This window comes from Sphingomonas sp. AC449, assembly GCF_979253475.1.
Genome location: NZ_CEEDCZ010000002.1, coordinates 338,246 through 351,757, shown reverse-complemented (window position 1 = coordinate 351,757; position 13,512 = coordinate 338,246). Strand labels below are relative to the sequence as shown.

Below are 13,512 nucleotides of genomic sequence, written 5' to 3'. Positions count from 1 at the left end.
GCACGCCTGCCCCGATCCGTCATCCTGGGCTCGGCCCAGGATCCAGAGCCACGACCGCTACGTCGTTGGGCTCTGGATCCTGACTTTCGTCAGGATGACGGAGTGGGTGTGCAGGCGTCAGTCCTCGACGATCTGGCTGTTCGTCCGCGTATCCTTCATCCGCAGATACACGACCAGCGAAACCGCGATCATCCCGGTCACATACCAGTAGAAACCGCGCTCGAAGCCGGCATCCTTGAACTTCAGCGCAACGACCTCGGCGGTCCCGCCGAACAGCGTGTTGGCGAGCGCATAAGGCAGAGCGACGCCCAGCGCGCGGATATGCGCGGGGAACAGCTCCGCCTTCACGACCGCGTTGATCGACGTATAACCCGTCACGATCACCAATGCCGCCATCACGAGCAACCCGGCATAGATCGGGTTGGACGCAGTCTCGAGCGCGGTGAAGATCGGATAGGTGAACAACACCCCGGCAATGCCGAACGCGATCATCAGCGGCTTGCGCCCGACCCGGTCCGACAGACCGCCCGCGACCGGCTGCAACAGCATGAACACGAACAGCGTGGCCGCGTTGATCTGGCTCGCCACTTCGCGGCTGAACCCGCTGGTGTTGACCAGGAACTTCTGCATGTAGATCGAGTAGGCATAGAAGGCGAGCGTACCGCCTGCGGTCAGCAGCATCACCGTCATCGTCTCGCGCGGATGCTTGGTGACGAGCTGGAGGAAGCCCGACTTCGGCTTGCCGTCGCCCGCCTCGGACTTGGCGTTCTCGAAACTCTGCGTCTCGGCGAGCCCGCGGCGAATGTAGAACACGACCACGGCCAGCACCGCACCGATCGCGAACGGAATGCGCCAGCCCCAGGAGTCGAGCGCCGCTTCGCTCATCGTCGACTGCAGCACCAGCAGCACGCAGATCGCGAGCAACTGGCCCGAGATGAGCGTGACATACTGGAACGACGAGAAGAAGCCGCGGCGATCCTTGCCCGCCATCTCGGTCAGATACGTCGCCGACGCGCCATATTCACCGCCGACCGACAGCCCCTGCATCAGGCGCGCGATCACCAGCATGATCGGCGCGAACACGCCGATCGTCTCGTATCCCGGCGTACACGCGATGATCAGCGAGCCTGCGCACATCAGCGTGACGGCGACCGTGAGCCCCGCCTTGCGGCCGTGGCGATCCGAATAGACCCCCATGATCCACGCGCCGATGGGCCGCATCAGGAAGCCCACCGCAAAGATCGCCGCCGCGCTCAGCAACTGAGCGGTGCGGTCCGTCGACGGGAAGAAATGCGGCGCGAAATACAGCGTGAACGCCGAATAGACATACCAGTCGAACCATTCGACGAGGTTGCCGGTCGATCCGCCGATGATCGCCTTGAGGCGCGTTTTCTGATCGGGTGCCATCAGTTTGCGCCCTTCCCGGCCTGCGTGGGATCAAAGCCCCGTTTCTTCAGCAGTGCGTTGACGTCCGGATCACGGCCGCGGAACGCGCGATACGCTTCGGCGCGATCGGTCTCGTTCCCCGTCGACAGCAGGATGCGCGCGAACTTGTCCGCGGTCGGCTTGTCCCACGGGCTGCCCGCTTCTTCGAACGCCGCGAACGTGTCGGCATCCATCGTCTCGGACCACAGATAGCTGTAATAGCCCGCTGAATAGCTGTCGGACGAGAACAGATGCTGGAACTGCGGCACGCGGTGACGCATCACCAGCTGCTTGGGCATGCCGATCTCGGCAAGCGTCGCCGCCTCGAACTTGTCCGGATCGATCACGCCGTCCGCGACGGTGTGGATCTTCATGTCGACGATCGCCGACGACAGATATTCGGCGGTCGCAAACCCCTGGTTGAACGTCCGCGACTTTTCGATCTTGTCGAGCAGGTCCTGCGGCATCGCCGCCTTGGTCTGGTAATGCCGCGCATATTTGTCGAGCACGTCGCGGGTCAGCAGCCAATGCTCGTTCACCTGGCTCGGATATTCGACGAAATCACGCGGCGTGCCGGCGAGCCCCGGATATTCGACGTTCTGCAGCATCGCGTGGATCGCGTGGCCGAATTCGTGGAACAGCGTCTGCGCATCGTCGAGGCTGATCAGGATCGGCTCGCCGGGTGCGCCCTTGGCGAAGTTGTTGTTGTTCGACGACAGCACGAGCTGTGCCGGGGCAAGGCCGCGCTGGCCGCGATAGGTGTTCGCCCAGGCGCCCGACCGCTTGCCCGTCCGCGCGAAGTCGTCGCGGTAGAACAGCCCGACATCCTTGCCGGCCTTGTCCGTCACACTCCACACGCGCATGTTCGGCTCGAACACCGGAACGGTCCCGGTGATTTCCTTGAAGGTCAGCCCGTAGAGCCGGTTGGCGGCATAGAGCGAACCCTGGATGATGTTGCCGAGCTCGAAATACGGCTTCAGCTGCGCCTGATCGAGATCGTAGCGGCTCTTACGCACCTTCTCCTGATAGAAGCGGTAATCCCACGGCTCGATCGTCAGCGACGCGCCGGCGATCTTCTGCATGTCGGCCACCTCCTCGGCGACGCGCCCCTTGGCGGCGGGCCAGACGCGCATCATCAGGTCCATCGCCGCGGCGGGCGTCTTGGCCATCGTGTCCTGCATCCGCCAGTCGGCATGCGTCTTGAACCCGAGCAGGTGCGCGCGGTCGGCGCGCAGCTTGACGATCTGCGCGATCGTCGCGTTCGTGTCGTTCGCGTCGCCATTGTCGCCGCGGTTGACGAACGCGCGCCACACCTTCTCACGCAGCGCGCGGTCGGTGGCGTAGGTCAGCACCGGATCGACCGCGGAGCGGGTGTTGACGATCGCGTAGCCCGGCAGCTTGCGCTCGGCCGCCGCCGCCTTGGCGACCGCCTTCACGCTGTCGGGAAGCCCGGCGAGCTGTGCCTCGTCGGTGACCGAGATCGCCTTGCTCTCGTCCGCGAGCAGCTTCTCGCCGAATGTCGAGAACTGCGTCGCGAGTTGCTGGTTGTACTGCGACAGCTGCGCCTTCTGCGCGTCGTTCAGCTTGGCGCCCTGACGGACATAGCTGTCGTAGATCCGCGTCACGAGCCGGATCTGCTGTGCGTTCAGCCCGCTCGAATTGCGCGCGTCGTAGATCGCCTGGATCCGCGCGAACAGCGGCTTGTCGAACGTGATCGCATCCGACGCGGCAGAGAATTTCGGCGACCATTCGCGGTCGAGCTTCTGATACGCGGGCGTGTTCATGTTGCTGGTCATCACGCCGAACAGCGTCATCACCTGGCCATAGCGCTTGCCGACCAGCTGCATCGGCACGATCGTGTTGGCGAAACTCGGCTTGGCCGGATTGTCCGCGATCTTGCGATATTGGGCCGTCCGCTCGGCGAGCGCGGTCTCGAACGCCTGTGGGAACAGCTCGGGTCGAACCTTGTCCCAGGGCGGCACGCCGCCGGTCGGGCCCGTCCAGTCGGCGAGCAGGGGGTTGGCGGCGGGCGCGACGGGCGCCGCACCGGTTTGCGCGATCGCGGACGTAGACGCCATCAGCGCAGCTGCACTGAAGACGAGAGGTAGAAAATGCACATGGTTCTCCCGGACGATGTTGGCCGCAGCATAGCAATAAAGTTGCGTGGCGAAACCCCGTGCACCGGCCGCGTCGAAAAGCGGGCGGTGCGCGAAGTCGTCGCGGCGCGGTTAATAGGGCGTCATCGAATAGGGACGCGCAGCCTTGCTCGTCGCCCATTTCACGTTGGGTTTGGCTTGCATGACGAACCGCAATTCGCCGCCGGCGAGGATTTGCGCGTGGGTGACAACGCTTTTCGCGAGCGGTTTTCCGTTCAGCGTGACGCGCCCGACATAGGCGTTGGCAGGCGTCAGTCCGTCCGCAACCATCGTGAACGTCTTGCCGCCGGGGACCGTCAACACCGCGCGATCGACGAACGGGCGGCCGATGACATATTCGCCGGTGCCCGGCGCCACCGGATAGAAGCCGAGCGCGGTAAAGACGAGCCACGCGGACATCTGGCCCAGATCGTCATTGCCCGACAGCCCGTCCGGCGTCGGCTTGTACTGGCTCTCGACGATCTGCTTCAACCGCTCCTGCGTCCGCCAGGGTTGTCCTGCAAAATCATAGAGATAGGCGACGTGATGACTGGGTTCGTTGCCATGGATATATTGGCCGATCAGCCCGGCGATATCCTCGGCATGGCTGTAGTCGATCTTTGAATTGTCGTAGTCGAACATCGCGTCGAGCTTGGCGACGACCTTCCTGTCGCCGCCGAGCAGGCGGAACAGCCCGCCCTGGTCGTGCGGCACGAACCAGGAATATTGCCAGGCATTGCCCTCGGTATAGTCCGATCCGTAATTGATCGCGGTCGGGTCGAACGGGACGCGAAAGCTGCCGTCGCTTTTGCGCGCGCGCAGGAACCCGGTCTTGACGTCGAAGCTGTTGCGCCAGTTGCCCGCGCGCTTCTCGAACCGCGCGGCGACGTCGTTCCGTCCCAGCGCGCGGGCCATCCGCGCGATCGTCCAGTCGTCATAGGCATATTCGACCGTCTTCGACGCCGCCTCCGGCTCCTTGTCGATCGGGACATAGCCCTGCGCGATATAGTCGCCGAGCCCGCCATAGGGGGCATAGTCCGCGCTCGCGACCATCGCGTCGAGCGCCGCATTGCCATCATAGCCCTGCACGCCCTTCAGATAGGCATCGGCGATGACGGGAACCGCATGATAGCCGATCATCGTCCACGTCTCGCGTCCGGCGAACTGCCATACCGGCAGGATCCCGTGCGGGCTGAACGTCCGGCTTGCGATTAGCGACCGGACGATATCGTCGCTGGTCCGTGCGGGCTGTACGAGCGTCAGCAGCGGATGCTCGGCGCGGAACGTGTCCCATAGCGAAAACGTCGATCGGACGGTGTAGCCGTCGGCCTTGTGCACCTGATCGTCCGGACCGCGGAACCGGCCATCCGCATCGCTCCAGACGCTGGGGGCGAGCAGGCTGTGGTACAGCGCGGTATAGACGTTCGTCCGCATCTTCGGCGCGGCGGCGATCGCGACCGCGTCGAGCGCCTGGGTCCAGGCGGACCGCGTCGCGGCGCGAACCGCGTCGAACCCGCCCGGTTCGCTGTCGAGATTGGCGATCGCGCCCGCCTCGTCGACCCCCGACACCGCGACGCGCACCTCGAGCGGCGCATCGAGCGGCCCGAAATCGAGCCGCGCCTCGAGCGCGCGACCGAGCAGCTCGGGAACCGCATCGGTGCCGCGCCCCGGTCCCTGGAAGCCCCTATACGGTACGTCCGTCTCTCGGTTGACGAACGCGTGCGCGGTGATCGGCTTGGAAAAGCGCATGGCGAAGAACAGCTTGCGCCCCGGCGCCCAGCCGCGGGTCTCGCGCATCCCGGTCAGCGTCCCGTCGGCGCGCAGCCGCAGCGACGACCAGAGGATCTTGCCGGGATATGCATAGAGCGAACTGCGCAGGTCGATGATCAGATGCGCGGCGGTTGCCGCGGGGAAGCGATAGCGATGCACGCCGATCCGCGTCCCCGCGGTCATCTCGGCACGCACCTTCGCGTCGTCGAGCGTGACCGCATAATAGCCCGGCTGCGCGATCTCGCTGGCATGGCTGAACCGCGACCGGTACCCCGTCCCCGGTTTTGCCGGATCCCCCGGCTCGAACGACGTCGTGTCGCCCGACATCGGCATCACCAGGATGTCACCCAGATCGGAATGCCCGGCGCCCGAGAAATGCGTGTGGCTGAAACCCTGGATGGTCGGGTCGTCGTAGCGATAGCCCGCGGCGTGCGCATAGCATTTGCGGATCTCGCACCCGGTATCGGTGTCCGGGCTCAGCTGCACCATGCCGAACGGCGCGCTGGCGCCCGGGAACGTATGCCCCTCGCCGCCGGTGCCGATCATCGGGTCGACGCTGTCGTACGCCGAAGACCGCGCCGCTGGTGCGGCAGCGGCCTCCTGTCCCGCCGCTGGTGCGGCCGCAGAGACGGCGACGGCGAGCGGCACCATGCTCGCCAGGCCGCGCCAGGAGAACCGCCGTGTTCGATCCGCCTGCCGGACCGTAGCCCTCAGGCTATTCGTCACCCTCGTCGTCATCGCCATCCCCCACATCGCCACCGGGGGCCATTGCAGCATCCCTGCGCTGCTTGTCGGCCATATCGGCCGCCTGGATCAAGCGCTGACCCGTTTCGCGCGCTGCCGCGGGGCTGAAGGTGATCGCCACGCCATCGGGGCCGTCCAGCGTCACTTCGCCGCTTTCCGCGGCGGCAACGCCCGGCGTGTCTTCGGATTTCATTCTATCGATCATGTGACGCTCCCGACTCGGTTTCGGCCTTGCCATACAGATAGTCCGGGACGAATTCGCCGATCTTGGCAAGCGCCGAGAAGTCGATGATGTGTCCAGCATTTGCCTTGAAAGTCAACAAGTTGCGCTCGCGCAGCATCCGCAGGACACGATTCACATGGACCCCGGTGATGCCGCAGGCCTCGGCTAGGTCCGGCTGCGTCATCGGCAGCGTGAACCGACCGTCGCTGGCCAGCCCGACCATCTGCAACCGCGTATAGATCTCGCAGAACAGGTGCGCGATGCGGCCTTCCGCGCCCAGTCGTCCGATCCGGAAGATCCATTCGCGATGCTGTGCGGCATCGAGCAACGTGCTGAACCACAGCATCCGCGTGAGATGCGGGTGGTTCTCGGTGATCGTCTGGAGCGTGGCATGTTCGAACAACGCGACCTTGACCGGTCCCAGCGTCGCGACGTCGTGATCGAGCCGCTTCATCGGGAAGGCGTGCAGGTCGACGAAATCGCCGGGGACGTGCACCGCGACGAGCTGCCGTAGCCCGTCGCGATCGTCCATGTAGCGGCAGATGAACCCCTCGAGCAGCAACGTGCTCGTTTCCACGGGTTCGCCCGCGCGGACGAGCCGGAACCGGCCGGGCATCGTCTTGACGTCATGGACGCTGTTTTCGAGGATCATGGCCTCGTTTTCGGTCAATTCATCCCGACCGCGACCTAGTAGAAACTTACCTGTCAGCATCCCCATCCCTTTGCGGTCGCCATCGCCCGTCCACCCCTGCCTGTAAGCCGCCGGCTGTCTACGCCTGCCTGTACGAATTGAAGTATGCCGGCTGCAAGTTTTCTGACTGATCGAGGTCAACGACTCCGCTCACAGATGAAACCTTGTGCGTCGTGGACTGTTCGGCGTCGGCATGTATCTCCCCCAGACACAAAATGACCACCCTCTCGCCCAGGCGTTCATCGCGACGGTTCAGGCTACCGCCTTTCCGTGCGTCGGCGCCAAATCCGCGCTCGGCCGCGGGCAGATGGACATCGTCGTCGCCCGCGATGTGCGCTCGGCCTGGGACGATCTGCGGATCCTCCCGATGCTCGCCGACACGGTACGAAAATACCAGAAGGATCGCGCCATCTTCCGCACGATGGTGGTGCTGTTCGAAGGCCCCGAGCAGCTGAGCGAAGAGGAATTCGAGGCGCATCTCTGGGCGCGCGCGCAATCGCTCAGCGACAAGGACGAATGGCTGGGCAACCGCCCCGATCCGTCGGTGAGCGCCGATCCGGATGATCCGCATTTCTCGCTGAGCTTTTCGGGCGAGGCGTTTTTCGTCGTCGGGCTTCACCCCAATGCGAGCCGCCCCGCGCGGCGGTTCCAGACGCCGGCGATGGTGTTCAACCTGCACGACCAGTTTGAGGTGCTGCGTACGCAGCAACGTTATGACAAGCTGCGGACGTCGATCCTCGATCGCGATCTGCAACTGGCGGGGACGATGAACCCGATGCTCGCGCGTCACGGCGAGTCGAGCGAAGCGCGCCAATATAGCGGCCGGGTCGTCGACGACTCGTGGAAATGTCCCTTCAAGCGGAGCAGCGCACATGGTTGATACGATCGCACCGCGCTCCGGCGCCGGGTTCACGCTCGATCGCGGCCAGACACTGACCGTGATCGATCCCGAAGGCCGTCAGGTCGCAGATCTCCTCGCGTACAGCCGTGCGGACATTCGCGAAGTGATCTCGTCGGGGCGTACGCTCGATTACGCCAGCCGACTGTACCTCACGACCGGTGACCGGCTCTATTCGAACCGCAGCAACGTGATGCTCGACATCATCGGCGACGACGTGGGGCGGCACGATTTCCTGTTGACGCCGTGCTCGCGCGAAACCTTCGCCATCATCTACGGCGATACCGATCCGCACCGCGGATGCTTCGGCAATCTCGCCGAAGCGCTGGCGCCTTATGGCGTGGAGCCCGACGCCATCCCCACCGCGTTCAACTGTTTCATGAACGTGCCGATCGACGGGTCTACGGGCGCGTTCACGGTAGAGCCGCCACTCAGCCGCGCCGGCGATACGATCACGTTCCGCGCCGAGATGGATCTGATCATCGGACTGACCGCGTGCTCGGCGCTGCAGTCGAACGGCGGATCATTCAAGCCGATCCAGTATTCGATCAGCTGACCGTATTTTTCGGTACAGCTATAGCAGCGCGTCCAGCAGGCCGATCAGCGGCTTGTCGGCAGGCGGCATCGGCAGGTCGTGCATGTCACGCGGATAGACCCACCGCAGCGCGTCCGCCTCGAGCGCGCGCGGAACGCCCGTCCACTTCCGCGTGACGAACAGCAGCAGCAGCAGATGCCGGTCGCCCAGCGGCGCGCTCGCGAAGACCGCCGGCGCGAGGCACGCGTGCGGCACCATGATCGCCAGCTCCTCCTCGAGTTCGCGGATCAGCGCGTCTTCGGGCGTCTCGCCCGGCTCGATCTTCCCCCCGGGAAATTCCCAGAGCCCGGCAAGCGATTTTCCCGCGGGTCGCTGCTGCAGCAGCACGCGGCCATCCGCGTCGACCAACGCCGCCGCGACGACGGGCAACAGCGCAGTATCATTGGCCATTCGTTAAGCTCCTGACTCTATTACGACGCGGCATGAGACCGAAACTCCGAAGCGTAAAGCCAGTCTGTGCCAGCGTCCTGCATGCGGCCACCACGCTGCTCTCGAACCTTCGTGGCGCGACGGCGGTCGAATACGGCCTGATCCTGGCTCTGGTCGTGCTCGGCATGATGACGGGGCTTGTGGTGCTCGCCGACAGCACCTCGTCCCTGTGGAACATGCTTCACACACGGGTCGCTGCCGCCCGCTAAGCATACGAAAGATTTGCGGTTTTAAGAATTTCTCAACCGCTCACGCCTAGGGATCGGATTGCTGTTCCGGTCGATCCGGGCCGGCCGGGTGACTGAAGCTTTTTAACGATGGAGACCGGAATGCAGATGATCCGCAAGCTTTTCAAGGACAACAAGGGCGCGACCGCAATCGAGTACGGCCTGATCGCCGCGCTGATCGCCGTCGCAGCCATCGCCGCGATGCAGGGTCTGGGCACGAGCCTGAACAAGACCTTCAACAACGTCAGCAGCAAGATGACGGCTGGTTGAGCCTCTGCGATCCTTTACCGGATTGCACAGCGAATGGGCGGCGGATCGCAGGATCCGCCGCCCATTTTCGTTTGGACGCCCTGCCCGGCCGGAACGCTCAGAGGCGTCCCATCTTGAGGAACTTCGCCTGACGCTCCTTGCGCAGGTCCCCCGCCGATAGCGGCACGAGCTCGTCGAGCGCGGCCGAGATTGCGGTTCCGAGCGCGTCGATCGCCGTTGCCGAATCGCGGTGGGCACCCCCGAGCGGTTCCGCGACGACCGTGTCGATCACGCCGAACGTCTTCAGGTCCTGCGCGGTGATCCGCATCGCCTCGGCCGCCTCGGGCGCCTTGTCCGCGGTCCGCCACAGGATCGAGGCGCAGCCCTCGGGGCTGATCACCGAATAGACCGCATGTTCGAACATCAGCACGCGATTACCCGCGGCCAGCGCGACCGCGCCGCCCGACCCGCCCTCGCCGACGATCGCCGAAACGATCGGGACGCCCGCATTGAGGCACGCTTCGGTCGAGCGCGCGATGGCCTCGGCCTGGCCGCGTTCTTCGGCCTGGATCCCGGGGAACGCGCCCGAGGTGTCGACCAGCGTCACGATCGGCAATCCGAAGCGGTTCGCCAGCTCGACCAGACGGATCGCCTTGCGATAGCCCTCGGGCTTGCCCATGCCGAAATTGTGACGGAGACGGCTGGCGGTATCGTCGCCCTTCTCGTGCCCCAGCACCATGATCCTGCGCCCGCGGAACGTCGCGAACCCGCCCAGGATCGCCTGGTCGTCACCGAACGCCCGGTCGCCCGCGAGCGGGATGAACTCGTCGAACAGCGCGGCGACGTAGTCCTTGAAGTGCGGACGCTCTGGATGACGCGCGACCTGAGTCTTCTGCCACGGCGTCAGCCGGGCGAACGTGTCCTTCAGGAGCTTGTCCGATTTGGCCTGCAGACGGGCGATGTCGGCGGACAGATCGACGCTGCCGTCGGTCGCGGTGTCACGGAGTTCGTCGATCCGCCCCTGCAGTTCGGCGATCGGTTTCTCGAAGTCGAGGAAGCTTGGCATCCGCGCCGGTTACGGCTCGCGGACTTGAACGTCAACGCGGGGCGGATTTGCGGCGTCGTTCAGCGGGTGGCGCGTATTGACCAGTTCGACCAGTTTGTTCGATTCGACATGCGTATAAATCTCGGTGGTGGCGATATCGGCATGCCCCAGCATCGCCTGCAGCGCGCGCAGATCGGCCCCGCCGGCAAGCAGGTGCGTGGCAAAGGCGTGGCGCAGCACGTGCGGGCTGACGCGATCGGGCGGCACCCCCGCCTCGGCGGCGAGCGCCTTGACCAGCTGGTACAGCCGGATCCGCGACAGATGCCGCTTACCCGAGGGGAACAGCCAGGGTGAGTCGACGGGGACATGCGCACGCCAGAGCGCGACGGCGGCGCGCGCGCGATCGGATATGGGCACCAGCCGCTCGCGCCCGCCCTTGCCGCGCAGGATGACGAACGGTCGATCGGGGTGAACCGCGTTGCGCGGCAGGCTGATCAGCTCGGTCGCGCGCAGGCCGGAGCCGTAGAGCAGCTCGATCAGCGACGACAGTCGCACGTCCCGCGGGTCGGGGGGATCGCGCCCGATTCGCGCGACGATCGCCGCGAACAGCCGATCGACGTCATCATGCCCCAGGATCTTGGGGAGCGACCGGGCCGTTCCGGGCCGGGGCAGCGCCTTGCCCGGATCGTCGTCCCGGTGCCCCTCGTCGGCAAGAAATCCGTAGAACCGCCGCAGCGCCGCCGATTTCCGGCTGATCGTCGCGCGTGACAGGTCACGCCACGTCGCCGAGAGCCGGATGAGCGCCTCGCCATCCGCGGTCGCCAGATCGCCATCGAGCATCCTGGACGCCAGCGACAGGTCGCTGCGATAGGCGGCGATCGTGTTCGCAGCCGACCCTGCCTGCGCCGCCATCATCTCGAGAAACCGGTCGATCAGCGCACGGTCGGCGAGGTCCGCGCTCCTCCCCGACGCAAGTGGGTCGGCGGAGACGCCGTCGTCGTCGCCGTCATGCATCGCGAGGCCCTCGCGCACGCGGTCGGGCCGGCGCCGCGGTCACGCGCGCGCGATCGCCTCGGCGGCCAGCATCCGCGCCTCGCCCTCGAGCCCCACGGCCCGCAGCGCGGCGACGATCCGGTACAGCGCCTCGGGCGGGACACCATGCCAGCGTGCCGTCTGCAGACCGGTTGCGGCCAGAAGCGCGACGGTTCCGGGCTGTCCCGCGCGCGCCGCGCGATCGAGCGCGCGCGTCCAGGCATTTTCCGTCCCGATCGGCACGCCGAGCGCGTGCGCCGCCCGCTCGATATCGCCCGCGCTCAGCCTGCCGAGCCCCGCGAGCCCCGCGAACAGCATCCGCTGCTTCAACGCCGAATCGCCGGGTCCGCCCGAATAGGAGGCGAGATCGCCATAGCTCAACCGGGTCCCCGGATTGGGGTCGGCGAGCACGAGCATCGCCCACGCGTCCCCGCCGCGATCGACGACGCCGAGCCAGCGTGACGCGCTGTGGTCCAGCCCCGCGGACAGCATCGACGCGACCAGCTGGTCGGCGTCCCCCTTGCCCAGCGCCGCCGGGATCCGCACCGCGGCCCGCGCCGTCAGCACCAGTCGCGCATAGGCGGGTGCTGCATCCGTGCTCGCCCCCCAGATCGATCGCAGCGCGGTCAGCCGTGCCTCTGCGTTGCGATCGGCATAGGCGGTGCGCAGGTCCTGCGCGGTCGCGGTGGCCGCGCTCTGGACGCTGTCGTCGCCATCGGCTGCCCCGTACAGGTCGACCAGTGCGGCATTCGACAGCACACCCTGCGCCGCTGCTGCCTCGGCCGCCGCCAACCGGTTGCCGATCGTAAGGCCGGGGGACAAGGCACGCCAATAGGTCGCCTGCGGTCCGACCGTGGCGAACAGCGGATCGGGGACGACCACCCCCGTCGCCATCGCGAGACCAAGCCGCCACGTCGTCAGCTGGTCGACGCCGTCCCACTCGATCGTCACCGCCTGGCGTCCCTGCCCGCCGGCGCCGACGACCTTCTGCGCCAGCAGCATGTCGACGCCGCTGGCGACGTTGCGCCGCCGCGCCGCGGTGATCAGCGTCCCCGCCCGCGACGGTTCGCCCGACAGGCCCGCGCACATCGCCTGCGCCAGCGTCCAGCTTCGCGCCGGCACCCGCTGTATCGCGCCGTCGACCAGCGGACACAGACCGCCGGGATCGCCCGTCGCCAGCGCGGTGTTCATCGCCACCTGATAAAGTTTGGGTGTGTAGTTGGCGGTGTCGACGCCCTGCACGACCGCGCGCGCCGCGACCGACTCGCCCATCCGCAGCAGCAGCCAGCCGCGCTCGGCGGCGAAATCCGCGCCGTTGACGCCGGCCGGTGTCTCGACGCGCGATACCAGCACGCGCCGTAGCAGGATCGACATCCACCGTGACGGCAGCGGCGCGGTCAGCCGGCGCATCAGCGTCTGGAGATACGGGCCATCGGCCGCACCGAAGGCGTCTGCCGCAACGCCGCCTTCGGTCTGTCCGATCGCGCCGACCCGATCGAGCGAGCGGCGCGCGAAGGTCGGCATTTCATATTGCGCGACGACCGCGGGATCGATCGGCGCGGGCGTGCCGACCGGGGGCACGATCGGCGCCCCGTCCGGCCCCGTCGGAGGCGACGAGGGCGGCAGCGGCTGGATCGTCGCCAGACCGCCTGGTGGCGCGGGAACGGGTGCCGCTGGTTGTGCGGGGGCTCCGGGCTGGCCGGACGGAGCCGGCCGGGCGGGCTGGGCCGGTGAGCCCGAGGACGGGGCCCGCGGGGTCGGCGCCGGCGTCGGCGTCGTGTCACCGAACCCGGGGGGCAGGATCGATTCGGGACGATCCTGCCCGATCGCCGGCGCCAGCGCCGCGAGCGCGCAGGTCGCGGCCAGCGCCGCCAGCGTGACCTTAGGAAAGGTTCGCAAGCGTCACGGCCTTCTCGACTTGCGTCTGGGGGCGTTCGGTGGCGCGCCCTGCGAGCAGGAACAGCCCGCCGATGACCACGACCAGAACGACGACGACCGAGACTATCAGGCGGGACATACGCAAAACCTTGTTGAGACGGATACGAAGAA

General features: G+C 66.5%; 14 protein-coding genes. 4 read left to right on the top strand and 10 right to left on the bottom strand.

Annotated features, from left to right (window positions below; genetic code table 11):
• Positions 1 to 117 precede the first annotated feature (117 nt).
• From AC0CH3_RS05215 to AC0CH3_RS05195, 5 genes are all read right to left on the bottom strand, one after another.
• Positions 118 to 1,407: an MFS transporter gene (locus AC0CH3_RS05215; RefSeq protein WP_354302430.1), complete on the bottom strand. Its 1,290-nt coding sequence runs from the start codon at positions 1,405 to 1,407 to the stop codon at positions 118 to 120.
• Entirely contained in the window at positions 1,407 to 3,503 is a 2,097-nt protein-coding gene (locus AC0CH3_RS05210) for a M3 family metallopeptidase (RefSeq protein ID WP_354302428.1), read from the bottom strand. Before AC0CH3_RS05210 ends, AC0CH3_RS05215 begins: the two co-directional genes overlap by 1 nt.
• 150 nt (positions 3,504 to 3,653) lie before the next feature.
• Positions 3,654 to 5,981, bottom strand: coding sequence for a GH92 family glycosyl hydrolase (locus AC0CH3_RS05205; protein ID WP_465237679.1), 2,328 nt, complete (start codon positions 5,979 to 5,981; stop codon positions 3,654 to 3,656).
• Between the two features lie 64 nt (positions 5,982 to 6,045).
• Positions 6,046 to 6,267 (bottom strand): hypothetical protein, encoded by a 222-nt coding sequence (locus tag AC0CH3_RS05200; RefSeq protein WP_056021287.1) that lies wholly within the window; start codon positions 6,265 to 6,267, stop codon positions 6,046 to 6,048.
• A 1-nt stretch (position 6,268) separates the two neighbouring features.
• Entirely contained in the window at positions 6,269 to 7,009 is a 741-nt protein-coding gene (locus AC0CH3_RS05195; RefSeq protein ID WP_354302425.1) for a Crp/Fnr family transcriptional regulator, read from the bottom strand.
• A 172-nt stretch (positions 7,010 to 7,181) separates the two neighbouring features.
• Between AC0CH3_RS05195 and gntA the strand changes: the two genes are divergently transcribed.
• Both gntA and AC0CH3_RS05185 read left to right on the top strand, forming a co-directional pair.
• Positions 7,182 to 7,868, top strand: a complete 687-nt coding sequence (gntA, locus tag AC0CH3_RS05190) for a guanitoxin biosynthesis heme-dependent pre-guanitoxin N-hydroxylase GntA (protein WP_056022271.1) — start codon at positions 7,182 to 7,184, stop codon at positions 7,866 to 7,868.
• Complete coding sequence (locus AC0CH3_RS05185; protein ID WP_354302423.1) at positions 7,861 to 8,442, top strand: urea carboxylase-associated family protein; 582 nt, start codon at positions 7,861 to 7,863, stop codon at positions 8,440 to 8,442. The genes gntA and AC0CH3_RS05185 overlap by 8 nt, the downstream gene beginning before the upstream one ends.
• Before the next feature lie 18 nt (positions 8,443 to 8,460).
• Here AC0CH3_RS05185 and AC0CH3_RS05180 read toward each other — a convergent pair whose 3' ends face one another.
• Positions 8,461 to 8,871, bottom strand: coding sequence for a (deoxy)nucleoside triphosphate pyrophosphohydrolase (locus AC0CH3_RS05180; RefSeq protein ID WP_056021281.1), 411 nt, complete (start codon positions 8,869 to 8,871; stop codon positions 8,461 to 8,463).
• A 32-nt stretch (positions 8,872 to 8,903) separates the two neighbouring features.
• On the opposite strand from AC0CH3_RS05180, the gene AC0CH3_RS05175 reads away from it, so the two are divergent.
• Positions 8,904 to 9,119 carry a Flp family type IVb pilin gene (locus AC0CH3_RS05175; protein ID WP_354302420.1) on the top strand — a complete coding sequence of 72 codons (216 nt, stop codon included), beginning with the start codon at positions 8,904 to 8,906 and terminating at the stop codon, positions 9,117 to 9,119.
• A gap of 120 nt (positions 9,120 to 9,239) precedes the next feature.
• Positions 9,240 to 9,407 (top strand): Flp family type IVb pilin, encoded by a 168-nt coding sequence (locus tag AC0CH3_RS05170; RefSeq protein WP_056022269.1) that lies wholly within the window; start codon positions 9,240 to 9,242, stop codon positions 9,405 to 9,407.
• Positions 9,408 to 9,504: 97 nt separating this feature from the next.
• Here AC0CH3_RS05170 and AC0CH3_RS05165 read toward each other — a convergent pair whose 3' ends face one another.
• Genes AC0CH3_RS05165 through AC0CH3_RS05150 form a run of 4 tightly spaced genes read right to left on the bottom strand, consistent with a single transcriptional unit; the run spans position 9,505 to position 13,480 of the window.
• Positions 9,505 to 10,452 (bottom strand): acetyl-CoA carboxylase carboxyltransferase subunit alpha, encoded by a 948-nt coding sequence (locus AC0CH3_RS05165; protein WP_056021275.1) that lies wholly within the window; start codon positions 10,450 to 10,452, stop codon positions 9,505 to 9,507.
• A 9-nt stretch (positions 10,453 to 10,461) separates the two neighbouring features.
• Positions 10,462 to 11,445, bottom strand: a complete 984-nt coding sequence (locus tag AC0CH3_RS05160; protein WP_465237678.1) for a tyrosine-type recombinase/integrase — start codon at positions 11,443 to 11,445, stop codon at positions 10,462 to 10,464.
• Positions 11,446 to 11,484: 39 nt separating this feature from the next.
• The gene (locus AC0CH3_RS05155; protein ID WP_354302416.1) at positions 11,485 to 13,362 is read right to left on the bottom strand and encodes a hypothetical protein; all 1,878 of its coding nucleotides are present in this window, start codon (positions 13,360 to 13,362) and stop codon (positions 11,485 to 11,487) included.
• Positions 13,346 to 13,480: a hypothetical protein gene (locus tag AC0CH3_RS05150; RefSeq protein WP_268795896.1), complete on the bottom strand. Its 135-nt coding sequence runs from the start codon at positions 13,478 to 13,480 to the stop codon at positions 13,346 to 13,348. Before AC0CH3_RS05150 ends, AC0CH3_RS05155 begins: the two co-directional genes overlap by 17 nt.
• Positions 13,481 to 13,512: the final 32 nt, after the last annotated feature.